Raw genomic sequence first — 25,430 nt, forward strand, 5'->3', positions numbered from 1 at the left:
CCGGTATCGGGGAGAACGTTGACACCAGCGTCAAAACCGACGACCAAGAAATACGGGCTGGGGCAGCCGCAAGGCCATCGAGGGGATATGCGTGTCGGCGCGAGAGGGCGAGACTGACGAAGGGCGGCAGGGTTTGGCGACGGCAATTCACCGTCCGCTGGGCGCAGGCGTTTTCGACTGGAACCTGACGGCGCTCGGCGCGCGATCCGAATGGCCCCCCGCGCTCGTCGCGGCAAGCGACATCGTCCTGACGATGAACGCGCCTGCGTTCATTCTCTGGGGCACGGATCTGCGCCTCGTCTACAATGACGCGGCGACGCCGCTCATCGACCAGAGCCTCTATCCGACTCATCGCGGCGTGACGCTCGATGCGCTCGATCCGCAAATCGAACGTCCCCTGAGCGAACTGGTCGAGCGCGTCCGCGAGACCGCTTCTGCCGCCACCCTGACTTTCGAGCGCGACATCGTCGATGTGACGGGCATGGTTCCACGGCAGTTCACGGCGACGGCCACGCCGATCGGCGATGGAAACGTGCCGGTCGCCGGCATTCTGGTGACGTTGCTCGCGGAAGCGGCAACGACAACGCGCTCCCCCGTCGCCTCGTTGCGCCTCGTCGACCAAGTCCGTCAGTTGGCGAACGGACTGCCGCAGATGGTCGCCTTCATCGACACGCAGATGCGCTACACCTTCCGCAACGATGCACATCGTCGTGGCGTCGCCAGGCCCGATGATCAGGTGATCGGAAGAACCATTGCCGAAGTGCTCGGCAAACGCGCCTTTGCCGACATGCGCGAACATGCCGAAGCCGCACTTGCCGGGCGTCAGGTCTCCTTCGCCACCACGATCCCCCAGACGGATGGGCGCATACGCCACATCGAATCGGAATATGTCCCGCATCGCGGCGAAGACGGCAGCGTGACCGGCTTCTTCGCCGTCGTCCGGGACGTGACCGAGGCGCGCGAGGCGGAGCAGGAACTCGTGCGCAGCCGCGAGCGCTCGCGGCTCATCCTCGACAGCGCGGTCGAATACGCGATCATCCTGATCAACGATTCCGGGCAGGTCTTGTCCTGGAACAGCGGCGCCGAGCGCCTTCTGGGCTACACTGAGGACGAAATCCTCGGCATGGACGCGACGATCTTCTTCACCGAGGAGGATCTGGCGAACGAGCTTCCGCAGAAAGAGCGCGCCCTGTCGCGCGCGACCGGCCGTGCCTCCAACGAGCGCTGGCACGTGCGAAAGGACGGAACCCGCTTCTGGGGTTCGGGCGCGATCGTGCCGCTGGTTGGCGGCGGCGGTGGCGGCTTCCTCAAGATCCTTCGGGATCGGACGGAGGAGCGTGAGGCGCATGAAGCGACGTCCGAGGCACGCCGGCGCGCGGAACTGATCGCCGCCGAACAGGCGGCGCTTCTCGGCCAGTTGAGCGAAGGCGTCATCGTCACCGATCCCAAGGGGCGCATCACCTTCATCAACCGTTCCGCCGCCGAAATCCACGGTGTCGCCCATCTCGACATTTCGCCCGACGAATATGCCACGCGGTTCCAGCTCTTCCGCGAGAATGGCGAGCCCTATCCCTCGCACGAACTGCCGCTGGCGCGTGCGGTTCTGAACGGCGAGAGCGTCATTGAGGCCCGCTGGCGCATTCGCCGTCCCGACGACGTCGAAATCCTGGCGATCGGCAGCGCCAAGCCGGTTTTCGGGCCGAATGGCGAGACTATCGGCAACGTCCTGACCATCCGCGACGACACCGCCCGTCAGGCGGCCGAACAGGAATTGCGCGAGATATCGCTGCGCAAGGATCTGGCGCTTTCGGCTGGCCAGATGGGCGTCTGGGAGTGGAACGCGCAGACCGATACGATGATCTGGGACGATGCCCAGTTCCGGCTGTTCGGCGTCTCGCCGGAGAGTTTTGAGCCTTCGCTTGCGTCCTTCCGCGAATTGACCATCGGCGATGACTTCATGGGCATTGCCGATGCGGCGGAGCTCGACGGACCGGGGGGACGGATGGTCGAGGTGGATTTCCGAATCCAGCGGCCCGATACCGGAGAGATCAGATGGATGGGCTCGCGCGCGATCGCGATGCGCGATGCGAGCGGGCGGCTGGAACGCATGGTGGGGGTCAATTTCGACCTGACCGAGCGCAAACGCGCCGAGGAACGCCGCAGCCTGCTGATCAACGAACTGAACCACCGCGTGAAGAACACGCTGGCGACCGTCCAGTCGATCGCCTCGCAGACATTTCGCGGCCACGACGTCGCCCGCGACCTGCGCGCGACGTTCGAATCGCGCCTCATCGCATTGTCCAACGCTCACAACGTCCTGACCCGCGAAAGCTGGGAGGGGGCACCGTTGGCGGAGATTGTGGCGCAGGCGATCCTGCCCTTTGTCCAGAAGGACACGCCGCGCATCCATTCGAACGGTCCCGACGTCCGCTGTTCGACGAAGTCGGCCCTGGCGCTTGCAATGGCGCTGCACGAACTCGCCACCAACGCGGTCAAATACGGCGCCTTGTCGACCGCCGAAGGCTCGGTCCGGATCGAATGGACCGTCGACCGCGCCGATGGCCGATTCGCGCTTCTCTGGAGCGAGCAGGACGGCCCGCCGGTCGTCCAGCCGACGCGCCAGGGCTTCGGCTCACGCCTCGTCGGCCGCAGCCTTGCCGGAGAACTGGGCGGCGATGTCCGCCTCGACTTCCGCCCCGATGGCCTGCGCTGCACCATCAGCGCCCCGCTCGGTGAAATCGGCGTCGTGGTCTGACGCGTCGATATTTCAGCAATGCTGCAACCACCGCCGGGGCGGGCGCGTTTTGGGAGCGACGAATTCCAACAGGAGGCTCCCATGCCGGAAAACGAAAAGAAGCGTCATCTCGACATTGAAAAGGACGCCGAGAAGAAGCGTCAGGAAGAGGAACTGCAGGAGGGTCTGGAGGACACGTTCCCCGCGAGCGACCCCGTGTCCGCAACCGGATCAAGCATCACGGGCGCGCCCAAAAAGGAGAAATCGGGCAAGAAATGAGCTGAAAACCGCTCGAAACAAGCTGGCTTTCGCTCAAAATCCCGGACTTTGAGCTCAAAAAGGCGGCCTTTCAGCCGCCTTTTTCGCGTCTTGGAGCCTAATAATCGCGTTCGAAGAACACGCCAAGGCTCGAATCCCCATCCGACCCGACCGCCCCACGCGCCTTCAATTCGTCGGTGATGTCGAGATTGATCGTCCCCCGCGCCGTGCCGCCGGCACCCGCTTCGACGCCCAGATAGATGTTGTCCTGGATATACCGCCCGGCGCGGACCGCGGCGTTGCCTTCGCTGTCGGTGACGATGTCGAGATCGTCGAGACCGGTCGCGCTGCGCAGACTGCCGAGCAGCGACGAGTTCCCGCCGCCGGCAAGCTCCGCTGCCGCAGCGGCAAGCTGCGCAATCTGGAAGGCGGAGAGTTCGTTCAGGGATCGGTTGAAGATCAGCCGCGCAAGTACCTCATCTTCCGGCAGTTGCGGGGAGGAGGAGAAGGAGATGTCGAGATCGGAGACGCGGCCGGAGACGGTGATGAACACGGTCGTCCCGTCGCTCTCCGAACTTGCAACGAAGTTCAGCACCGGATCGAGATCGCCGACCAGCGTGATCGTGCCTTCCTCGAATTCGATGCGCTGGCCGAGAATGCCGAGACGACCACGGATCAGCTCGAAAGCGCCGACTGGCTGGACGTTGGTGACCGGGCCGAGAACCCGAACGCTGCCGCCAAGCTCCGCGTCGAGGCCGCGGCCGCGCACGAATATTTGGTTCGGCGCGTTGACCGTCACGTCGAGCTGGATGACGCTCGGGCGGGAAGTAGGAACGGGCGTCCCGTCATTGGCCCGCGCGCGCTGCAGCGTCGCGGCGACGCCGGGCGGCGGGTTGCGGTGGATGACGTCGATGCCGGCCGCGCCGCCGCCGAGATTCTCGGGGACGGAGATTTCGGCGCGCTCGATATTGACTGTACCCGACAGCCGGGCGTCGGCGGCGAGGGGGCCGGTGAAGGCGAGGTTGCCCGAGACGGTCGCGGCGATCAGGTCGCCATCATTGTAGCGGGCCTGATTGAGCGCGATGCTGATGTTGGCGGGCAGGCCTTCGGCGAGCGAGACGGTGCCGCCCGCAGTGATCGTACCGCCGGCACCGAGCGTCGCGTTGGCCGACTGGATGGTGATCGTCTGGCCGTCGATGCTGGCCGAGACGTTGATGCCGCGCAGCGAGATGTTGGTTTCCGGATCGACGATCTGCGCCCCTTGCGTCGAGACCGTGCCGCGGATCTGCGGATCGGATATCGAGCCGGTAACCTGACCCTGCAGGCCGACCGTGCCGACGAGCTGGGTGCCGCGATCGATCAGGAAGCGGTTGGCCAGCGAGAGCGGCGCTTCGCCCGAGAGGTTCACGGCGAGCCCCGCGCCCTCGAGCGGAACCGTGCCGCTGGCCGAGAGCGACAGGCCCTGATTGCCGGAGACGTTGACCGAGGAGAGGGTGACCGTCTGATTGGCGAAATTGCCGGCGGCGGTGGCGTTGAGCGCGCCGATGCCGGCATCATTGAGCGGCGCGGCGGACAGGCCCGAAGCGCTCAGATTGAACGCGGCCTGTGGGTCGGACGTCGTGCCGGTCGCACGCGCGGTGCCCGAGAGGTTGCCGCCGAGATTCTGGTCAGGAACAACCGTGTTCAGGATGCCAAGGGGAAAAGCGGCGAGGGTCACGTCCAGCGCAAGCTGGCCGTCGCCCAGCAGCGGTGCGGAGCCGCGAACGGTCGCGTCGAGCCCTTCGGGGCTCGTTGCGCGCGCGTCGATGTTGAGTCGCTCGCCGGACGTCGTGCCGCGCGCGGTCACGCCGAGCGAGGAGAGGCCGGCATCGCGCAGGGCTGCGGCCTGCAAGGCGTTGCCGCGAATGTCGAAGGCCACGTCCGGCTGGCTGCGCGGCCCGGTGACGCGCGCGGTGCCATCGATCGTTCCGCCGAGTTCGAGATCGGGACGGACGGTGTTGGCGATCGACAGGGGCAGGGCGGCGATCGTCACGTCGAGATCGATCTGCTCGGCGATGCGGCCGGTCGCGTCGATGCTGCCGCCGCCCACATCGAGCGCGAGCGCGTCGATGGTGATGGTCTCGCCGATGACCGAAAGGCTTGCTGGCTGGCGCAGACGCGCGGCAAGGTTGCCCTGCGCAAGATCGATGCGGGTCAGGGCGAGGCGGAAGCCTTCGCCCTCGGGCGTCAGCGAGCCTTCGGCAGCGGCCGTCGTGCCATTGTCGAGGCGTGCATTGGCGGAGAAGTCGGTGGTCTCGCCCTGCCGGTTGGCATTGGCCTGAAGCGTCGTCACCTCGACCCCGCCGGCCGAAATGCCACTCGCATCGACCGAACCGTCGATGCGCGGGACGCCGAAGAGATCGTCGATCGCGGCCTGGATTTCGGCGGCTTCGATGCGCGTTTCGCCGAGCGCGAAGTCGTCGATCGTGCCTTCGAGCGTCGCGCGCTGTTCGTTCTCGACGGGTTCGAGGCCGATGGACGCCTGAACGGCGCCGGATGCTTCCTGAAGCGCAAGCGCTGCGAGCGTGGAAATGTCGGCGGCATCGATGTCGAGGGAGCCGTTGAGGAGCCCGGCCGAATCCTGGACGACGGAGCCCGTCAGGCGCGCGCCGCCGGCGGTGAAGACGAGGTCGGTGAGGCGTCGCTCTTCCTCGACGAGCGCGATGGCGGAGGAAAGGTCGACACGGACGCCGTCGAGGAACGCGCTGCCGGCAAGCGTGCCTTCGAGGTCACTTTCCTCGAGCGTGCCTTCGAAGGCGATGGCGGCGTCGCGCAACTGCTTGTCGGCAAGCCGGCCGGAGGGAACCGTGACGGACGTCGTCAGGTTGATCAGTCCGTCGCTGCCGGCCGCGCGGCCTTCGGCGGTCAGCGCGCCGGAAGCCTGCGGCGAGACGAGCGCGAGGTCGGTGAGGCCGAATCGGAAGTCGAAATCGGCCGCGCCCGTCGCATAGGTGCCGTCGGCGAGGAGGTCGAACTGCTCGTTCTCGACGCGCAGGTTTTCGGTGACGAGGCCGTTCGCCCCGCGTTCGATGCGTCCTGCAATCGTGGTGCGTCCGCCCATCAGATTGTCGGCGGCTTCCTGGTCGATGCGCAATTCGTCGATCGTGCCGTCGAGCGTCAGGTTGAACCCGCCGGAGATCGGCGCGACGCTGCCCCGCGCATCAAGCGCCAGCGCGCCCGAAAGGTCGCGGCCGGCAAGGCCGGAAAAGGGGGCGAGGCTCGACGTTTCGACCCCGATATCTCCATCGAAGACATATTCGGCGACCGTGCCGGCAAGGCGCAGGATCAGCGCCTCGGCCTCGATCTGCGTATCCGACAGGACGAGCGGCTGCGAACTGGCCCACTCGCCGGACGAAGTCAGGTCGATGCGCGTTCCGAGCGCCTGGGCGATTTCCTCGTCGGGGGACGTTACGCCGTCGATCGCACCGGACAGGTCGAAAGTGATGCGCCGGTCGTTCGGCTGGTCGAGGTTCTGCGCAAGACCGGACAGGTCGAGTTCCATCGTCTCGGCCGCAAAGCCTGCGGTGTCGAGGCCGCGAATATCGAGCGAACCGGACCAGTCGTCATCCGCACCCTCGCCATAGGACAGCGTGAGCGCCGCGCGCTGGACGGTCGTATCGCCGCCGGGGACGGGGAGGACGACGACGTCGCCGCTCGGGTCCTCGACGGAGGCATCTATGGCAAGCCGGCGCAGGAAGCTGTCGGCGGTCGTCTCGGCGGAGGCCGAGAGCGTCAGCGCCGCGCTCTCGAGATCGAGCGCATCGAGGCGGAACCCGCCTTCGTCGCGAATGAAGCCCTGCGCTTCGAGCGACGTCTCGGCGCCAAAGAAGTCGCGGAACTGCGCGGGAATGAGCTGTGCGATCGGCCCGGACAGGCGGGTGGAGAAACCGCGCCCGCCGCGACCTTCACGCAGCATGGCGATGCCGGTGAGGATGCGCTCGCTGTCGGCGTCGAGCGCGAGCTGGACGTCGAGATTGTCGAGTTCGCCATTGCCCGAAAGCGCCAGCGCGACCGGGGGGCGACCTTCGATGTTCAGGACGTTGGCGACGATGCCGTTCTCGGGCTCGCTGAGCGACAGGTCGAGATCGACCACTTCCGTCGTGTTGGAATAGACGAAGGAAAGTCCGAGCTGGCCGCCGGGCCCGTCAAGGCGCGTGACGTCCAGCGCGGTGTCGATCGCGCCGTCTTCAAGCCGCAGGCGGCCGGTGAGCGACAGTTCGGATTCGAGCCCGAACACGGTCGGACCGAAGGTCGCAACCGGGATTTCGAGGCTTTCCAGATTGACGGCGACGGGCAGTTCGGGAACCGCAAAGCCGGAGGATTCGGGCGCCGGCATGCCTTCCTCGGGAACGGGCTGGCGGATCACGTCGATCCGCTCGGCGCGAAGCGAGGAGATTTCGAGCCGTTGGCGCAGCAGCAGCGCCGAGCGGCTCCAGTCGATCGACGCATTGGTGATGCGCAGCCAGACACCCTCGCGATCGGCAACCGTGATCGAGCCGATACGGGCATTCGACGACAGCGCGCCCTGGATGCCGCTGATCTGGATCTGGCGATTGGGCGTCGAAAGCTGGTTCTGGATGAAATTGGTGAAGAGCGAGCGCGTCTCCGCTTCCGTTTCCTGCGCGCTGGCGGGAACGGAGAAGATCAGACATGCGAGGGCGACGAGAATTCGGATCAAAACGCCTGTCCTATCCCAACATAGAAGGCGACGGATGGATCGCCCGGCCTCGGATCGAGCGGAACCGCGACATCGAGGCGTATGGGCCCGAGCCCGGTGAAATAGCGCAGGCCGGCGCCGACGCCGATGCGCACGTCCTCGCCGAAATCGGGAACCGAGTCCGAGCCGACCAGTCCGGCATCGGCAAAGCCGACGAGCCCGATCGTGTCGGTCACCTGGGCGCGCGCCTCGACCGACCCCTCGATCAGCGACTTGCCGCCGATGACCGTTCCGCCCGGGCCTTCAACGCCGATATTGCGGAACGCATAGCCGCGCACCGAACCGCCGCCGCCGGCAAAGAAGAGCTTGTCCGGCGGGGTTTCGCCGATGGACGGGCCGACCAGCGTGCCGAACTTGGCGCGGCCGGCGAGAACGAAGCGATCTTCCGCGCCAAAGCCGTAATAGGTGCGCCCTTCGAGCGTGGAGCGGAACGCGGCGTTGCCGTACTGGAACTCGTAGAACGGCTCGACCATCGCTTCGGCGAAATAGCCGCGTGTCGGGTTCGGAACGTCGTCGCGCGAATCGAAGGTGAGCGATCCGAGAAGGCCGGCTGTGGTGAATGTGCGCGTCCCGAACGCGTCGTCCTCGAACTCGGCATGGCCGGCATTGACGGCGAAACGGCCGGCCAGCTCCTCGGTGAAGATGTGCGAATAGCCCGATGTCGCATCGATGCCGGTGCGGGTGTAGGTGTCGAGCACCTCGCGCGTGCCGAAGAGCGAGGCGAAATAGTTGGTGTCTGGCGTGAAGACGCCGGGCTTCTCGAAGCTGGCGCCGACACGGTAGGTGAAGTCGCGCGGGTCGAAGCCTTCGCTGTCGAGCGACTTGCCGATGCCGGCGACGCGCGCATCGAACCGCAGGCGTTCGGCGCGGCCGAAGAGATTGCGGTGAAGCCAGTAGGTTTCGAAGCCGAGCCCGTCGACCGTGGAATAGGAGCCGCCGATGCCGAAGCGGCGCAGTTCGCGCTCCTGCACGATGAGGTCGATCGGCAGCAGGCCATCCGCGCCGATCGTCTCGGCTTCCTGGAAGCGCGAGGCGCGGAAGACGTCGAGGCGGGCGAGACGCTCGCCGGCGCGCTTGATGTCGTCGGGGTCGTATTCGCGGCCCAATGGAAGGCCGGCCATGAAGGCCACGAATTCGGGGTCCATCCGCTCGGTGCCCTGGACCGTGATCGGGCCGTAGAACGCCTTGCGGCCGGGCTCGACGGTGATGCGGGCATTGAGGAGGTCGGCGTCATGCGCCGCCTCGACGCGGCGCTCGACGACCTCTGCCTTTGCGTGGCCCTGCTGGCGCCAGGCCTCGACCGACAGGCGCTCTGCGCGCAGGATGACGGAGGAGCGGGCGACCTCGCCGGGCGCGTAGCCTTCTTCGCGCGGATCGTCGACCTCGTCGCGCCAGCTTTGCGGGGGCGGGGCCTCGTTGATGATGGAGGCTTCGCCGAAGCGGAATTCGGGGCCTGGATCGATGGAGACGACGACGGTGGCCGGATTTGCGAGCGGCGTGTCTGGCGCGATGTCGGCGGCTTCCCGCCCGTCGATGCGGATCGAGATCGTGCCGCCATAGCGGCCCTCGGTATAGAGCGCAGCAAGAAGGCGGCGATAGTCGCCGCGGGCCTTGGCGAGCAGGCCGCCGGCGCCGGAGGCGGGCTCGTCGCGGTCGTTCCAGAGTGTCGAGGAATTGCGCAGCTTGCGTTCGAGCGCGGTTTCGGCGTCGAGAACGGTGACTTCGGCAGTGTAGTTCTGCGGCTCGCCGATGACTTCGACTTCGTCGGCGTCGCTCGAGCCGAACAGGCCGAAGAAGGCCGAGGCGCTGGAAACCTGAGACATCGCCGTTGCCACCGCCAGCGAGGCGACGAGGAGCCGGTGACGCATCCCGAATTGTCCTGACACGGCTACTCCCCGAACTCTGCGACTGCCGGACCGCGAAAACCGAAGCTCCCCCTGCGATCCGCCCGTCCAACGCCACCAACTCAGGCCAAGGCCAAGCTCGTGATATTGATAATGAATTCCTAACAAATCGCGACCAGTCGCGCCGATGCAACCTATCGGTTAGCCCCGGCCCTGTCCAATCGACATCGTGGCGGGAAGGTCACAGGACGTATCAGAACGTCAGGAACATCGGGCCGCCCGGAAAGCTTTGGAGCCTGAACGATCTGAGGAGCGAAGATCATGCCTGCCAAGTCGAAAGCCCAGCAAAAAGCCGCTGGCGCCGCGCTTTCCGCCAAGCGCGGCGATACGAAGAAGTCGGAACTGAAGGGCGCGTCGAAGCAGATGGCGGATTCGATGAGCGAGCGCCAACTGGAAGACCTCGCCGAGACCAAGCGCAAGAAACTGCCCGACAAGAAATCGTGATCGTCAGGCGACGTCGAGGGTGATGCCGTTCGGCGCGGCTTCCAGTGCGTCGAGAAAGGCCTTCTGCCAGGCGAGCGCATCGCCCTCGGCAACGCGTTTGTAGAGCGCAGAATGGCGCTCCTTGCGCTCCTCGATCGGCATGGTCAATGCGCGGTCGATGGCGGCGGCCATGGCGTCGATGTCGTAGGGGTTGACGATCAAGGCCTCGGCGAGTTCCTCCGCCGCGCCGGCGAATTTCGACAGGATGAGCACGCCCGGATCGTCCGGGTTCTGCGCGGCGACATATTCCTTGGCAACGAGGTTCATGCCGTCGCGCAGCGGCGTGACGAGCCCTGCGCGGCTGACGCGGTAGAGCGCGGCGAGCTTTTCGCGCGCGACGGACCGGTGGATGTATCGGATCGGGGTCCAGTTGAAGTCGGCGAAGCGGCCGTTGATGGAGCCGGACAGCGATTCCAGTTCGTGGCGGATGTCGGCATAGGCGTCGACATCCTCGCGCGTCGGCGGCGCGATCTGCAGGAAGGTGACCTTCTTCATGTGCTCGGGATAGAGGTCGAGCAGGCGGCCGAACGCCTTCATCCGGTCGGGCAGGCCCTTGGAATAGTCGAGCCGGTCGACGCCGATGATCTGTTTCCGGTCGAGCACCATGCGCCGCATCGTGTCGACCTGCACGTCGTCGGCGGGCGAGGCGGCGAGTTCGGCGAAGGCTTGCGTGTCGATGCCGATCGGGAAGCAGGCGAGGTGCAGATCGCCGGCCGGGCCCGACATGCGCCCGTCGACCGGCGCCGAAAGCTGCATGTGGTCTTCGGCATAATGCGCCAGATTGGCGACGTCGGTCTGGGTCTGGAAGCCGACGAGATCGTAGGCGAGGAAACTGTCGGCGAGCCATTTGTGGCCGGGCGCCGCCGCGAGGACCTCCGGCGGCGGGAAGGGGATGTGCAGGAAGAAGCCGATCCGCTGCGTGCAGCCGCGCTTGCGCAGCTCCGAGGCGAGCGGGATCAGGTGGTAGTCGTGAATCCAGATCGTGTCGTTGGGTTTGAGCAGCGGGAGGAGCGAGTCGGCGAAGCGGCGGTTCACCTTCCGGTAGCTGTCGAGAAATTCGGAGTGGAAGTCGACGAGGTCGAGCCGGTAGTGGAAGAGCGGCCAGAGGACGGAGTTTGCGAAGCCGAGATAGTAATTGGCGTAGTCGTCCGGGGTCAGCGGGATCGTCGCCATCGCGACGTTTCCGGCCGTCGTCAGTTCCGGCGTGGCGTCGTCCGCATCGGTTGACGTTTCCCCACTCCAGCCCACCCAAAGCCCGCCGCGCCGTTTCAGCGCGTCGGCAAGGCCGACCGCAAGTCCACCCGACTGTGTCGATTTCGTCAGGTCCGCGACCCGGTTCGAGACGACCACCAGTCTACCCACTGTCAAAATCTCCTATGCTTCGTTCGTCGGCCGAACCCGTTGGGTGGCCATTTGATCCATTGCGATCGTCGAAAATCTGCGCATGGTTTTAGCAACATCTGATGGCGATGCAAATTTAGGCAGAATCGGCAAGGCGCTCGAGCCATTCCCTGAAGCCGTCCGGATCGTCGACACGCCACTCGGCGGCCGTTTCGCCCGGACCGATCTTGATCGCGATGCCATCCAGGTCGCGAACCGCCGCGAAACCGAACTCGTCCGTGACGTCGTCGCCCGCGAAAAGCGGCACGCGGCCGGCGAACGGTGCCTCCGACATGAAGGCGCGGATGGCGTCGCCCTTTTGCGCGTGACCGGTTTTGACCTCGACGACCATCTTTCCGTGCAAGATGTCCAAGCCTTCGAGTTCACCGAGAACGTCGTGGACCGTCTCGGCCATGGTCGGGGCAAGTTCGGGACGACGCCGATAGTGGAAGGCGATTGAGCCGGGCTTGATCTCGATCATCGTGCCGGGAAGTTCGAGATGAAGGCGCGTGAGGCGCGTCTGGATCTCGGCGAACAGCGTGGCGTCGTGCTGGGTCGAATGAAGCCGTCCATCGAAGCCGCGTCGCGCCATGCCGTGGACGCCGGCGACCGGGAGGACGAGCGGATCGACCAGCGCGTCGATCTGCGCGATCGGCCTGCCGGTCACGATCGCGATCGCGCCCGACGTGCGGGTTGCGAGTTTCGCGAGCGCTTCTGCCGTGGTCGCGGGCAGCTGAACGTCGTCGGGATGTTCGACGATGTCGGCGAGCGTGCCGTCGAAATCGAGGAACACGGCAAGCCGTTCGGGCGGGCAGGGGATGTCGTGAATTTTCAGCGGTCTGGTGGAGATGATGTTCACCCTTCGTTGAAGTCGCGGAACACGCGCCCGATCGGAGACGTTATCCGGCCATATAGGCAACACAATTCGATTACCAACGGGCTGGCTGCAGCCGGGCAAGGGATGAGATGACCTATTTCGAACGCGATATCCTCGACCAGTCGAAGGTCGTCGAAATCAGCAATGACGAAAATGGCGGACCGACGGTTCGCCTGACCCCTGCAGATGCCCCGAGCATCATGCTGGGCGACGGGCGCGATTATGGGCCTGGACCGGAAATGAGCAACGGGTTTAGCTGGCGATTGACGATCATCGTTTCCGGTGTCGTGCTCGTGGCCTTTCTGGCGGCCGCATTCCTTTAGGCGCATCGGCAACATGACGGAGGACCGTGCCGTGAAACGAATCTCGCTGGTGGCAATTCTGGTGGCGGCGACGATTGCCTGTGCGAGCGCGCAGGGCCGGCCGGACAGCCGAGCAATGTCGTGTGCGCAGGTGCAGCAACTGATCGTCGACAATGGCGCGGTCGTGCTGACGACCGGCCAGTTTACTTATGATCGCTATGTCGCATCGCGCCAGTTCTGCAGTCATCCGAGCGTTCCAGTGATCGCCTCGGTCCAGACGCGGGATGCGAACCAGTGTCCCGTCTATCGGTGCGGCCAGGACATTTTCCTGTTCGACGATTGACCCCTACATCCGCACGCGTTCGGAGGCCGGGTCGTACATCGGCTTAAGTGAGGCGGTTGCGGGGTGGCGAATGCCCGCCACCTCGATCTCGTAGGTCGAGGCCAGCAGGGCGTCGGCCGTTTCGCCCTTCGACGGCACGTACCCAAGGCCGATCGCGCCGCCGAGATGGTGACCGTAATTGCCGGATGTGATCGTGCCGACGATCTCGCCGTCGCGCACGATCGCCTCGTTGTGGAAGAGCAGCGGCTGCGGATCGGTAAGTTTGAACTGGACGAGCCGGCGCGACAGGCCGGCTTCCCTGGTGCGCAACACGGCATCGCGGCCGATGAAATCGCCCTTGGCCGTCTTCACCGCAAAGCCGAGGCCGGCTTCGAGCACGTGATCCTCGTCGGTGATGTCGTGGCCGAAATGGCGAAACGCCTTTTCGATGCGGCAGGAATCGAGCGTGTGGAGGCCGCAGAGTTTCAGGTCGAAATCGGCGCCTGCCTGTTCGATGGCCTCGAAGACATGGGCCGCCTGATCGGTCGGGACGTAAAGTTCCCAGCCAAGTTCGCCGACATAGGTGACGCGATGGGCGCGGGCGAGGCCCATGCCGATCTCGACATGCTGAAACGTGCCGAACGGATTGGTTTCGTTCGAAAAATCGTCGGGGCTCACGGATTGAATCATTTCCCGCGCGCGCGGGCCCATGAGGCAAAGGACCGCTTCGGCGGCGGTGACATCGGTGATGACGACGAATTCGTCGGCCAGATGCCGGCGCAGCCAGGCGAGATCGCGCTGGAGCGTCGCGCCGGGCACGACGAGGAAGAACGCGGTTTGCGAGAGCCGCGTAACGGTGAGGTCGCTTTCGATGCCGCCGCGTGCGTTGAGCATCTGCGTGTAGACGATGCGGCCGGGGGCGACGTCGAGATCGTTGGCGCAGAGCTTTTGGAGGAAGACGCAGGCATCGCGGCCTTCGACGCGGATTTTCCCGAAAGAGGTCATGTCGAACAGGCCGACATTGTTGCGAACGGCCAAGTGCTCGTCGCGCTGGTTGTCGAACCAATTCTGCCACTGCCAGGAATAGCGATAGGCGCGCTCCTGGCCGTCCCTGGCGAACCAGTTCGCGCGCTCGAAACCGGCGACCTCGCCGAAGACCGCGCCGCGCGCTTTCAGATGTTCGTGGAGGGGCGAGCGGCGGATGCCGCGCGAGGTTTCCATCTGGCGGTAAGGAAAGTGGTCGGCATAGAGGAGGCCGAGCGTTTCGGAGACGCGTTCGCGCAGATAGGCACGGTTCTTTTGGAAGGGCTGGGCGCGGCGGATGTCGACTTCCCACAGGTCGAACGGCGGCTCGCCATCGTTCATCCACTGGGCGAGCGCCATGCCGGCGCCGCCGGACGAGACGATGCCGATGGAATTGTAGCCGGCTGCGACCCAGTATCCGGCAAGCTCGGGTGCCTCGCCGAGATAGTAGCGGTCGTCGGGCGTAAAGCTTTCGGGGCCGTTGAAGAAGGTGTGGATGCCGGCCGAGCCCAGCATCGGCATGCGGTTGACGCCCATTTCGAGGATCGGTTCGAAATGGGCGAAATCCTCCTGCAACTGGTCGAAGCAGAAATCTTCGCGGATGCGCTCGCCGATCGGCGGCCAAGCCTTGGCCTTGGACTCGAACGCGCCGAGCATCATCTTGCCGGCGTCTTCCTTGTAATAGGCGCACTCGTCCGGCACGCGCAGGACGGGCAGGCGGCCGAGGTCCGCGATAGGCTCGGTGATGAGATAGAAGTGCTCGCAGGCGTGGAGCGGAATCGTGACGCCCGAGGCCGCGCCGAGATCGCGCGCCCACATACCGGCGCAATTGACGACGATGTCGGTTTCGATCGTGCCGGCTTCGCCGTTCTGCTCCCACGAAACGCCGGAGACGCGGCCGTTCTTGCTGTGAACCGCCGTGACCTTGACGTTCTCGGCGATGGCCGCGCCGTTCTGGCGGGCGCCCTTGGCGAGTGCCATGGCGATGTTGGCGGGGTCGGACTGGCCGTCGAGCGGCAGGTGAACGCCGGCCTTGACGCCGTCGATGTTGAGATGCGGGTACATCTCCTTGACCTCGGCAGGCGAAATTTCGCGCACGTCGACATCGAAGGCACGGGCGAGCGAGGCTTGGCGGAAGATTTCCTCCTTGCGCTCGTCGGTGAGGGCGACGGTGATCGAGCCGACCTGCCGCATGCCGGTGGCGACGCCGGTTTCGACCTCGAGTTTGGTGTAGAGATCCGCGGAATATTTCGCCAGCCGCGTCATGTTGCGCGAGGCGCGAAGCTGACCGACGAGGCCGGCAGCGTGCCATGTCGTGCCGGAGGTGAGCTGCTTGCGCTCGAGAAGCACGATGTCGCGCCAGCCGAGCTTTGCCAGATGGTAGGCGACGGAGCATCCGGAAATGCCGCCGCCGATGATGACGGCGCGGGCGCGGGCGGGGAGGGCGGTCATGCGGTGACCTTTGGTGCTTGAGGGTCGGGCGTGACGGGAATCCGAGACGACTGCGCGTGGGAACCCCCACCCTTTATCCCTCCCCAAAAGGGGGAGGGAGGGCGTCCACTTCGCGGTTCCGCCTGGAGCGACGGTGCAGAATGGGTCGCTGCGTGTCGGTCTCCCTCCCCCTTATGGGGAGGGGTGCGGGGTGGGGGTAGCCGACTCTCCACTACGCCGCGTTCCGCTTGTATCCACCGACGAAGCGTTTCAGGCGGATGGCGGCGTCGCGGAGGATGTCGTCGGGCTGGGTGAGGCTGATGCGGATGTGGCCGCTGGCGGCGTCGCCGAAGCTGGAGCCCGGCATGACGGCGATCTTTTCCGCTTCGAGCAGCGCCCAGGCGAAGGCTTCGCAATCCGGGTCGACGGCGGAGATGTCGAGCATGATGTACATGCCACCCTCGGACCCGCGCACGACGATGTCGTTGGCCCCAGCCAGCGCGTCGAGGAAAATCGTGCGGCGGGCGGCGTAGCGGGCGGCGATGTCGTCGACGCCGTAGCGGTTTTCGAGGGCATCCGTTGCTGCGCGCGAGACGAAGTCTGGCAGGCCGTAGGTGGTGACGAGGTTGAGGTTGATGAGGAGCGAGATCATCGGTTCGGGGCCGGTGAGCCAGCCGATGCGCCAGCCGGTCATGCCATGGCTCTTCGACATGGAATTGATGACGAGGGTGCGCTCCTTCATACCGGGCAGGGCGCGCGGCGAGACGTGTTCGCGGCCGCCGGTGATCGACCAGTAGACTTCGTCGGAGAGCAGCCAGAGATCGTGGCGGATGCAGATATCGGCGAGCTTTTCGAGGCTTTCGCGGGTGTAGATCGCGCCGGTCGGGTTGTTCGGCGAGTTGATGAGGATCGCGCGGGTGTTGGGCTCGATCGCCTTTTCGATGGCGGCGGCGTCGGGCTGGAAGCCGTCTTCGGCGCGGGTTTCGACGACGGTGAAGCCGGCGCCGACGGCGCGGAACGTGCCGGGATATGTCGCGTAATAGGGCGCGACGACGATGGCGTGGCTGCCGGGATCAAGCGTCGCGGTGACGGCGGCGAAGAGCGCGGACTGGCCGCCGGGGGTGGCGAGGACCTGGTCGGCGGTCGTGGGGACGCCGGTGGATTCGGCCGAGACGGCGGCCATGGCGCGGCGCAGGCGCGGTATGCCGGGCAGGTTCGTATAGTGGTGGTGGCCGGCGCGAACCTCGCGCACGCACGCCTCGACCGTCTCGCTCGGCGTGTCGAAATCATGGTCGCCGACCGACAGCATGGTGATCGCCTCGCCGGCCTGCTTGCGCGTGTAGGCCTCGAAATGCACCTCCCAGCCATCCTTGCCGGAGGGAATGATGCCGGAAATGCGGGTGGACGGGGTGGGCATGGCAGAACCTTCAGGCTTTGAGTCGGGCGTTGGCCGGGTCCCAGAGGGGCGCGTCGCCATGGACCGTGGCGGAAAAGCGCGCGCCGAAGATTTCGACCTCGACCGTGGTGCCCGGTTCTGCACAATCGGAGCGCAGCATGGCAAGGGCGATCGACTGGTCCACGCGGTGGCCCCAGCCGCCGGAGGTCGTTTCGCCGACGATTTCGCCATTGCGCCAGACGGTCGACATGTAGGGCGCGTCGCAGTCGCCGGGGGCGTCGAGGGTGAGGAGGGCAAAGTGCCTGGTGATGCCGCGCTGTTTTTCGGCGGCCAGCGCAGCTTTGCCGAGAAAGTCGGGCTTGTCCCATTTGACGAAGCGTTCGAGGCCGGATTGCAGGACGGAATAGTCGGTCGACAGGTCCTGCTTCCAGCCGCGATAGCCCTTTTCGAGGCGCAGCGAATCGAGCGCGAACATGCCGAAGGGCTCGAGGCCGTGGTTCTGACCGGCGGCCCAGACGGCATCGAAGATGGGGGCTGTGTCGTCGGTCTTGGTGTGGATTTCCCAGCCGAGTTCGCCGGCGAAGGAGACGCGGACGAGCTGGCACCAGTGGCCGGCGATCTGCGCGGATTGATGGGTGAGCCAGGGTTGCGACAGGTCGGCGTCGGTGATTTCGGACAGGATGGCGCGTGACGCGGGGCCGGTGAGGATCTGGCAGGAAAAGGCGTCGGTGACGTTTTGCAGCGAGATGGCGGAGCCTTGCGGCAAATGGTTCGACAACCACTCGAAGTCGTGTCGTTCGGCTGCGGCGGCGGTGATCAGGAAAAAGAAGTCGTGGCCAAGCGCCATGATCGACATTTCGGTGACGAGCCGGCCCTTGGCGTCTGCGAAATAGGCAAGGCCGATTCGGCCGGGTGCTGGGACATTGCCGGTGACGAGCGTGGCCAGCCAGTCGCGCGCGCCGTCGCCTTGCAGGCGGAAGCGCGAGAAGCCGGGGAGGTCGAGGATGCCGGCGGCGTCGCGCACGGCGTGGCATTCCTCGCGAATGCGCTTTTGCCAGGGGCCGTCGCGGTTGAAGGTCTGGGTTGCTTCTTCAGACGTGTCGTCGCCGGGCTGTGCGTACCAGTTGGTGCGTTCCCAGCCATTGGTGGCGCCGAACTGGGCGCCGAGGGCGGCGATGCGGTCGTGGATGGGGGAGAGCTTGGCGGGGCGGCCCGCCGGCCAGGCATGGCGCGGGAAGTGGATGGCGTATTCGTGGCCGTAGACCTCCATGCCCTTGGCAACGGCATAGTCGGGCGCGGCGGCGAAGCTCGTGAAACGCCGTGGGTCGCAGGACCACATGTCCCATTCGGTCGCGCCTTGGGTGACCCATTCGGCCAAAACCTTGCCGGCCCCGCCCGCCTGCGCGATGCCGAAGGTGAAGACGCAGGCCTCGAAGGCGTTCGGCACGCCCGGCATTGGGCCGATCAGCGGGTTGCCATCAGGCGTGTAGGGGATCGGGCCGTTGATGATCTTGGACAGGCCGGCGGTGCCGAGGATGGGCACACGCTTGACGGCGTCTTCGAGGTGCCATTCGAGGCGGTCGAGATCGTCGGGGAAGAGCTGGAAGGAGAAATCGTCGGGCATCGGATCGGCGGCGTTCGCCCAGTGCGCGCGGCAATTGCGCTCGTAGGGACCGAGATTCATGCCGGATTTTTCCTGGCGCAGGTAATAGGAGGAATCGACGTCGCGCAGGAGCGGCAGCTTGTGGCCGACCTCCTTCGTCCAGGCGGCGAGTTCGGGGATTTCCTCGAACAGGATGTATTGATGGCTCATCACCATCATCGGGATGTCGCGGCCGAACATCCGACCAACTTCGCCCGCGCGGTAGCCGGCGGCGTTGACGACGAATTCGCACGCGATCTCGCCCTTCGGCGTCGCGATCTTCCAGAGGTCTTTTTCGCGGCGGACGCCGGTGACGGGGCAGAAGCGGACGATCTTCGCGCCGAGGTCGCGTGCGCCTTTTGCGAGGGCCTGCGTCAATTGCGCGGGGTCGATATCGCCATCGTTCGGGTCGTAGAGCGCGCCCTTGAGGTCGTGGGTCTCAACGAACGGGTAGCGCGATCTGAGATCGTCGAGGCCGAGAATGTCGATGTCCATGCCTTGGTGGCGGCCCATGGATTTGACGCGCGCGAACTCCTGCATCCGCTCATGTGTGTGGGCGAGACGGACCGAACCGGTGACGTGGTAGTTCATCGGGTAGCCGACCTCGTCGGCCAATCCGCGATAGAGCTGCGCCGAATAGCGCTGCATGTTCATGACCGACCAGGACGAGGAGAAGGTCGGGACGTTGCCGGCGGCATGCCATGTCGAGCCGGAAGTTAGCTCGTTTTTCTCCAGAAGAACGCAATCGGTCCAGCCGGCCTTGGCGAGATGGAAGAGCGCGGAGACGCCGACCGCGCCACCACCGATGATTACCACGCGGGCCTGGCTTGGCAGTTCGCTCATCGATTTCCCCCTTTTTGCCGGAAGGGTGCAAGGGGCGGTGGAAAAGGCAACAGCTTTCGCGATGCTGGCTCAAAGGATTTGCGCACTGGCATGGCATGGCCTATGCGGGGCACGCTGCCCCGGCGAACCGGGCGCCTCGGGTTGAGTCGCGCCCTGCAACGCAAGGAATTTCGGATGTTGGCTCCGGACACCAAGACTTCCATCATCGATGAATCCGCAATCGTCGACGAGGCGATCAATTCGCGGAAATCGGTGCGCGCCTTTCTGCCGACGCCGGTGGACGAGGCGACCGTCCGCGATATTCTCGAAATCGCCGCACGCGCGCCTTCCGGCACAAACATGCAGCCCTGGAAAGTCTATGTCGTCACTGGCCAGAAGAAACAGGCGGTGACCGACGCGATCCTCGATTCAGGCATCCGCGCCGAGAAGATCGCCTGGGACGAATACAAATATTATCCCGACCAGTTTTTCGAACCCTATCTGACGCGCCGGCGCGCTGTCGGGTTCGCGCTCTACAGCCTGCTAGGCATCGGCAAGCGCGAGGTCGAGCGGATGCGCGCGCAGCACGATCGCAACTTCTCCTTCTTCGACGCGCCGGTCGGCATGATCTTCACCATCGACAGGCGGCTGAACACGGGCTCGTGGATCGACCACGGCATGTTCCTGCAATCGATCATGATCGCGGCGCGGGGCAGGGGCCTGCACACCTGCCCGCAGGCCGCGTTCGCGCCATATCACAGGCAGATCCGGCCGGTGCTCGACATTCCCGGTGAGGAAATCATCGTCTGCGGCATGGCGCTAGGTTACGAGGATGAAACGAAGCCGGAAAACAGCCTTCGGTCGGAGCGGGCACCGCTTGAGGAATTCGTTTCATTCGTGAAGTGAGGGTGGGGGTCACCTTGTGCAAAGCTCGGCCGTAAGACGCCGCTGACAACTGGCGCTGCCTATCACTCGACCGTGTAGCCGAACTCTTCCGCGCTGGCGCAGAGAAGGTGCCAGAACGAGCGGGCGAAGGAGCGGTAGACGTAGAGTTCGAAACGGTCGGTACCTGTGCGCTGGATGAGCGTGAAGACGTCGTGGTGCGTGGTAGATTTCGCCCCGCCTACAGGGAATACGCCCGGGAAGAAATCGAGGGCATAGAATTTCGACAGGAGGCGTTCCGCTTTCTCGCCCTCGACGGCGATGGCGGTGCGGCCGTGCGAGAGGTCGCAGACCGTGCCGAGATCGGCACTGACCTTATCGCGAAACGTTTGGCCGACGCCTTCGGCCTGATCCACGACGAGCCAACGGCCGGGGGCGAAGGCGAAGGCGGCGCTGCTTTCATCCACCGCGCCGGCGCCCGGAGCGGCAACGACGTCAAGGCCGGTGACGGTCTTGACGACCGCACGCATGGCGTCATCTTGACCCGGCCATGCGGCGAGCTGGACGATGGAACCGGGCTGGGTTTCGGACAGGGTGATGCGAGAACCGCCGTCGCGATTGCCGTGCGCGCCACGACGATAGACTGGTTCGAGCGGGGAGACGATCTCAACCATGCATGCGGCTCCCTTCGGGATCGAAGAAGTGATGGCTGACGATCTCGACAGGGCCGTAGCGGTTGCGCACCGGGTCCGACACGAAGGCACGCTGGCCATGGCGGGCCTTGCCGCCCTTGACCATTGCAAGCGCAATGTATTTGCCGAGCGCGGGCGAGAAACAGAAGGCGGTGATGTGGCCGATCGATCCACGCGGCTCTTCGCCGAGCCGTTCGACTATGTGAGCGCCGCCTTGGAGCGGTCGGTCGTCGAGAGCGACGACGCCGACGAGCCGGACGCGGTCGGACGCGACGAGCCCTTCGCGGTCGACCATGGCCGAGCCGATATAGGGCTTCTTCTTCGACAGCATCCAGTCGAGGTAAAGATCGCGCGGGCTCGTGCGCCCGTCGATCTCCGCACCGGTGACATGGCCTTTTTCGATGCGCAGCGTGCCAAGCGCCTCGAGACCATAGGGGACGATGTCGAAAGCCTGGCCGGTATTCATCAGCGCGTCCCATACGTGCTGGCCGTGGCCGGCGCCGCAATAGACCTCATAGGCGAGTTCGCCCGAGAAGGAGAGGCGGCAGATCATGACCGGCGCGCCGGCGATCTCGCCTCGGACGATGCCCATGAAGGGGAGCGCGTCATTGTCGACGCCGGTGCCGTCGACGCAGGCTTCGAGCACGCGGCGGGCATTCGGGCCGGCGACCGCCGCGCCCGCCCATTCGTCGGTGACGGAGGTGACGTGGACGCGCAGATCCGGCCAGACGCAGTCGAGATAATATTCCAGATGCTGCATGACCTTGCCGGCATTGGCCGTGGTCGTCGTCATCAGGAAATCGTGCTCGCCGAGCCGCCATGTCGTGCCGTCGTCGAAGGCGATGCCTTCCTCGCGCAGCATCAGGCCATAGCGGGCCTTGTCGACGGGGAGCGTCGAGAACATGTTGGTGTAGACGCGGTCGAGAAGTTCGGCAGCGTCGGGGCCCTGGACGGCAATCTTGCCGAGCGTCGAGACGTCGACGATGCCGACGGAGGCGCGCACGGCTTTGGCCTCGCGGACATAGGCCTGCTCGACCGTCTCGCCGCCGGTGCCGTAGATCATCGGGCGATACCAGAGGCCGGCGGCATACATGCGCGCGCCACGCGCGACGTGCCAGTCGTGCATCGGCGTCAGCCGTTCGGGCTTGAAATGCCGGTGCCGGTCGGCGGCGAGCGCGCCGAGCGAGACGGCGGAGAAGGGCGGGCGGAAGCGGGTGGTGCCGACTTCCGGGATCGGCAGGCCGCGTGCGGCGGCCATGATCGCAAGACCGGGAACGTTGGACGATTTGCCCTGGTCGGTTGCCATGCCGAGCGTCGTATAGCGCTTCAGGTGCTCGACGGACTGGAAGCCTTCGCGGTGTGCGAGGCGAATGTCGGAGGCGGTAACGTCGTGTTGGAGGTCGACGAAGGCCTTGCCGGACTTCTTGCCGGTCGGGCGGATTTCGAAGACCGGGGCAGGTTCGTATTCGATTTCGGGCTCGTTGACGGCGATGTTGCCGCCAATCGCGGACGCCGTCGAGAATGCGCCGGTGAAGGCGCCGGCACCGGTCCAGCGCTGTGTGGGCGCGGGTGGCAGGAAGGCTTGCAAAGCCTCGTCCCATTGCGGCGCGTGGCCGGCCTGGCTGGCGAGGTGGATCGCCGGTGACCAGCCGCCGGAAACGGCGAGGCAATCGACGGCGAAGGCACGCGTGGCTCCCTCCTTCACCTTTCCATCCGCAAAGGGCTGGACCTCGATCTCGCGCAGGCGCCGCGCGCCGGACGTGTTGGTGACGGCGTAGCCGAGCAGCAATTCCCCACCGGCCTCGCGGGCGAGTTCGCGCGCCGCGACGGAGACGCCGGCACGGACGTCGACGATGGCGGCGATCTCGGCGCCGGCATCCTTCAGCGCGAGGGCGGATTCGTAGGCGGAATCATTGTTGGCGAAGATGGCGATGCGCTCGCCCGGCAGGACGCCGAATTCGGTGGCGTAGCGCGCGGCGCCGGCGGCGAGCATGACGCCGGGCCGGTCGTTGCCGGGGAACACGATGGGGCGCTCGAAGGCGCCCGTGGCGAGGACGACATCCTTGGCACGGATCGTCCAATGGCGCTGGCGCGGCTCGCCGATGGCGGCGTGTGCCTTGTGGTCGGTGACGCGTTCGAGGGCGGCGAGGGCGTTGTCGTCGTAATAGCCCCAGACGGTGGTGCGGGGCAGGAGGGTGACGTTGGGCAGGGAGGCGAGTTCGACCAGCGTGGCGGCGACCCAGTCGGCAGCGGAACTGCCGTCGATGATGGCGGATTTCCAGCGCAACGAGCCGCCGAATTCGGGCTCCTGCTCGGCGAGGAAGACGCGCTTGCCTTCGGTCGCAGCGCGCCTCGCGGCCGTCAGCCCGGCGGGTCCGGAGCCGACGACGAGCACGTCGCAAAAGCCATACATCTTCTCGTAGCGGTCGGTGTCGGGCTCATGGCCCGCACGGCCGAGGCCGGCGGCGCGGCGGATGAAATGCTCGCAGAACATCCAGAAGCGCGTGCCCTTCAGCGGTCCGACGACCGGGCCCATGAAGGTCTTGTAGTAGAAGCCGGCGGCGAAGAGGTTGCCGGCAAGGCCGTTCGCCGCGCCGATGTCGAGGCTGAGCGATGGGAAGCGGTTCTGGCTTTCGACGGCGAGGCCGTCATAGAGCTCGATCTGCGTTGCCGGAATGTTGGGTTCGCGCAGCTTGCCTTTGATGACCGTGACGAGCGCGTTCGGCTCTTCGATGCCGGCGGAAAAGACGCCGCGCGGGCGGTGGTATTTGAACGAGCGGCCGACCACCGAAATGCCGTTGGCCAGAAGCGCCGAAGCGAGCGTGTCGCCGGCGTGACCGGTCATCGCGGTGCCGTCAAAGATGAAGCGCAGCGTCGTCGAGCGGTCGATGCGGCCGCCATTATGCGCGCGGCGCGGGCTCATTTCACGGCCTCGCGGGCGAAGGCGACGGACTTGATCTCGTGCGTCAACGTCGAGCGGACGACGGCAAGATGCGCGCGGCAGCCGCCGGAATGTTGCCAGAACTCACGGTGGTCGCCGGCCGTGTTGATGCGCTCGTAGACATAGGCGTTCCAGGCCGACTGGTCGTTCGACATCGGGTTCGGGCGGGTGCGGTTGGCGTCGCCCTGATAGGTGAACTCGGACAGGTCGCGGGGGCCGCAATAGGGGCAGGCGATCAGCATGGGCGCACTTTCAATGCCATTTGGGCGTGGCGCCCTGGCCTTTTTCGTCGATCAGGATGCCGCGGGAAAAGCGGTCGAGCGTGAAGGCGGCGTTCAAGGGGTGGGCTTCGCCGCGCGCGATGGTGTGCGCAAAACACCAGCCGGAGGCGGGCGTCGCCTTGAAGCCGCCATAGCACCAGCCGCAGTTCAGGAACATGCCGGGCAGGGGCCCAGGGGTGATGATCGGCGAACCGTCCATCGACATGTCCATGACGCCGCCCCAGGATCGCAGGAGGCGCACGCGGGCAAGGTTGGGGAACATTGCGAGGAGTTCGCTCATCACCTCCTCGACCAGCGGCAGGTTTCCGCGCTGGGCATAGGTGTTGTAGCCGTCGAGATCGCCGCCGAAGACGAGCCCGCCCTTGTCGGATTGCGAGACGTAGAGGTGTCCGCCGCCGAAGGTCACGACCTGGTTGATGAGGGGCTTCAGCGATTCGGAGACGAAGGCCTGGAGGACGTGGCTTTCGATCGGCAGATTGTCGATGCCTGCGAGCTTCATGACGCGCCCGGTCGAGCCGGCGACGGCGACGGCGACCTTCTTGGCGCGGATCTCGCCGCGCGTGGTGGTGACGCCGACGACGCGCTCGCCCTCGCGCAGGAAGCCGGTGACTTCGCAGTTCTCAAGGATGTCGACGCCGCGACGGTCGGCGCCGCGGGCATAGCCCCAGGCGACCGCATCGTGGCGGGCGGTGCCGGCGCGGGGCTGGAGCAGGCCGCCGAGGACGGGGAAGCGTGCGGAGGAAGACATGTCGAGGCCGGGCACCATGCGCGCGACTTCCTCGCGGCCGAGCAGTTCGGCATCGCCGCCTTCGTGGCGCATCGCGTTGCCGCGCCGCGCATGCTCGTCCATCTGCGCGGGCGTGTGGGCGAGGTTGAGGACGCCGCGCTGGGAGAACATGACGTTGTAGTTCAAGTCGTGTGAGAGGTTTTCCCACAGCTTCAGCGAGTGTTCGTAGAAGCGGATATTTTCGGGCAGCAGGTAGTTCGAGCGCACGATGGTGGTGTTGCGGCCGACATTGCCGGAGCCGAGATAGCCCTTTTCGAGCACGGCGACATTGGTGATGCCGTGCTCCTTGGCAAGGTAGTAGGCGGTCGACAACCCATGTCCGCCACCGCCGATGACGATGACGTCATAGGAGGGACGCGGGTCCGGCTTGCGCCAGGCCGGTTTCCAGTCCTCGTTTCCGGTGAAGGCGTTCCTCAGGAGAGAAAGGAACGAGTATTCGGCCATGCGGGTCCCCGCTCGAATGAAGCGTTGCGACTGGGGGACGGTATAGATCACGCCCGCCGGCCAACGCAAATAA

General features: G+C 65.7%; 17 protein-coding genes. 6 read left to right on the top strand and 11 right to left on the bottom strand.

What is annotated here, in order from left to right; genetic code table 11:
• Positions 1–91: 91 nt before the first annotated feature.
• Positions 92–2,755 (top strand): PAS domain-containing sensor histidine kinase, encoded by a 2,664-nt coding sequence (locus tag ACT6QU_RS02785; protein WP_444836518.1) that lies wholly within the window; start codon positions 92–94, stop codon positions 2,753–2,755.
• A gap of 81 nt (positions 2,756–2,836) precedes the next feature.
• Positions 2,837–3,013 (top strand): hypothetical protein, encoded by a 177-nt coding sequence (locus ACT6QU_RS02790; protein WP_444565796.1) that lies wholly within the window; start codon positions 2,837–2,839, stop codon positions 3,011–3,013.
• 97 nt (positions 3,014–3,110) lie between these two features.
• Here the strand turns inward: ACT6QU_RS02790 and ACT6QU_RS02795 are convergent, their stop codons facing one another.
• Positions 3,111–7,709 (bottom strand): translocation/assembly module TamB domain-containing protein, encoded by a 4,599-nt coding sequence (locus ACT6QU_RS02795; protein ID WP_444565545.1) that lies wholly within the window; start codon positions 7,707–7,709, stop codon positions 3,111–3,113.
• On the bottom strand, positions 7,706–9,616 hold the full coding sequence (locus ACT6QU_RS02800; protein ID WP_444565546.1) for an autotransporter assembly complex protein TamA: 1,911 nt from the start codon (positions 9,614–9,616) through the stop codon (positions 7,706–7,708). Before ACT6QU_RS02800 ends, ACT6QU_RS02795 begins: the two co-directional genes overlap by 4 nt.
• 297 nt (positions 9,617–9,913) lie before the next feature.
• Between ACT6QU_RS02800 and ACT6QU_RS02805 the strand changes: the two genes are divergently transcribed.
• Complete coding sequence (locus tag ACT6QU_RS02805) at positions 9,914–10,096, top strand: DUF3008 family protein (protein WP_024585879.1); 183 nt, start codon at positions 9,914–9,916, stop codon at positions 10,094–10,096.
• Positions 10,097–10,099: 3 nt separating this feature from the next.
• On the opposite strand, the gene otsA is transcribed toward ACT6QU_RS02805, so the two are convergent.
• Together otsA and otsB are read right to left on the bottom strand one after the other, a co-directional pair.
• Entirely contained in the window at positions 10,100–11,497 is a 1,398-nt protein-coding gene (otsA, locus tag ACT6QU_RS02810; protein ID WP_444565547.1) for an alpha,alpha-trehalose-phosphate synthase (UDP-forming), read from the bottom strand.
• Between the two features lie 115 nt (positions 11,498–11,612).
• Complete coding sequence (gene otsB, locus ACT6QU_RS02815; RefSeq protein ID WP_444565548.1) at positions 11,613–12,374, bottom strand: trehalose-phosphatase; 762 nt, start codon at positions 12,372–12,374, stop codon at positions 11,613–11,615.
• 107 nt (positions 12,375–12,481) lie between these two features.
• Between otsB and ACT6QU_RS02820 the strand changes: the two genes are divergently transcribed.
• Positions 12,482–12,715, top strand: coding sequence for a hypothetical protein (locus ACT6QU_RS02820; protein ID WP_444565549.1), 234 nt, complete (start codon positions 12,482–12,484; stop codon positions 12,713–12,715).
• A gap of 31 nt (positions 12,716–12,746) precedes the next feature.
• Positions 12,747–13,037, top strand: coding sequence for a hypothetical protein (locus ACT6QU_RS02825; protein WP_444565550.1), 291 nt, complete (start codon positions 12,747–12,749; stop codon positions 13,035–13,037).
• Between the two features lie 3 nt (positions 13,038–13,040).
• Here the strand turns inward: ACT6QU_RS02825 and ACT6QU_RS02830 are convergent, their stop codons facing one another.
• The 3 genes from ACT6QU_RS02830 to ACT6QU_RS02840 all read right to left on the bottom strand — a co-directional run bounded on the left by ACT6QU_RS02830 (position 13,041) and on the right by ACT6QU_RS02840 (position 19,351).
• Positions 13,041–15,491 carry a GcvT family protein gene (locus ACT6QU_RS02830; protein ID WP_444565551.1) on the bottom strand — a complete coding sequence of 817 codons (2,451 nt, stop codon included), beginning with the start codon at positions 15,489–15,491 and terminating at the stop codon, positions 13,041–13,043.
• Positions 15,492–15,702: 211 nt separating this feature from the next.
• Complete coding sequence (locus ACT6QU_RS02835) at positions 15,703–16,887, bottom strand: pyridoxal phosphate-dependent aminotransferase (protein ID WP_444565552.1); 1,185 nt, start codon at positions 16,885–16,887, stop codon at positions 15,703–15,705.
• Between the two features lie 10 nt (positions 16,888–16,897).
• Positions 16,898–19,351: a GcvT family protein gene (locus ACT6QU_RS02840; protein WP_444565553.1), complete on the bottom strand. Its 2,454-nt coding sequence runs from the start codon at positions 19,349–19,351 to the stop codon at positions 16,898–16,900.
• Positions 19,352–19,525: 174 nt separating this feature from the next.
• On the opposite strand from ACT6QU_RS02840, the gene ACT6QU_RS02845 reads away from it, so the two are divergent.
• The gene (locus ACT6QU_RS02845) at positions 19,526–20,236 is read left to right on the top strand and encodes a nitroreductase (RefSeq protein WP_444565554.1); all 711 of its coding nucleotides are present in this window, start codon (positions 19,526–19,528) and stop codon (positions 20,234–20,236) included.
• A 62-nt stretch (positions 20,237–20,298) separates the two neighbouring features.
• Here the strand turns inward: ACT6QU_RS02845 and soxG are convergent, their stop codons facing one another.
• Genes soxG through ACT6QU_RS02865 form a run of 4 tightly spaced genes read right to left on the bottom strand, consistent with a single transcriptional unit; the run spans position 20,299 to position 25,357 of the window.
• On the bottom strand, positions 20,299–20,886 hold the full coding sequence (gene soxG / locus ACT6QU_RS02850; protein WP_444565555.1) for a sarcosine oxidase subunit gamma family protein: 588 nt from the start codon (positions 20,884–20,886) through the stop codon (positions 20,299–20,301).
• Complete coding sequence (locus ACT6QU_RS02855) at positions 20,879–23,827, bottom strand: sarcosine oxidase subunit alpha family protein (RefSeq protein WP_444565556.1); 2,949 nt, start codon at positions 23,825–23,827, stop codon at positions 20,879–20,881. The genes soxG and ACT6QU_RS02855 overlap by 8 nt, the downstream gene beginning before the upstream one ends.
• Entirely contained in the window at positions 23,824–24,087 is a 264-nt protein-coding gene (locus tag ACT6QU_RS02860) for a sarcosine oxidase subunit delta (protein ID WP_444565557.1), read from the bottom strand. Before ACT6QU_RS02860 ends, ACT6QU_RS02855 begins: the two co-directional genes overlap by 4 nt.
• Before the next feature lie 10 nt (positions 24,088–24,097).
• Positions 24,098–25,357: a sarcosine oxidase subunit beta family protein gene (locus ACT6QU_RS02865; RefSeq protein WP_444565572.1), complete on the bottom strand. Its 1,260-nt coding sequence runs from the start codon at positions 25,355–25,357 to the stop codon at positions 24,098–24,100.
• Positions 25,358–25,430: the final 73 nt, after the last annotated feature.

The organism is Aliihoeflea sp. (assembly GCF_052435475.1).
GTDB lineage: Bacteria > Pseudomonadota > Alphaproteobacteria > Rhizobiales > Rhizobiaceae > Aliihoeflea.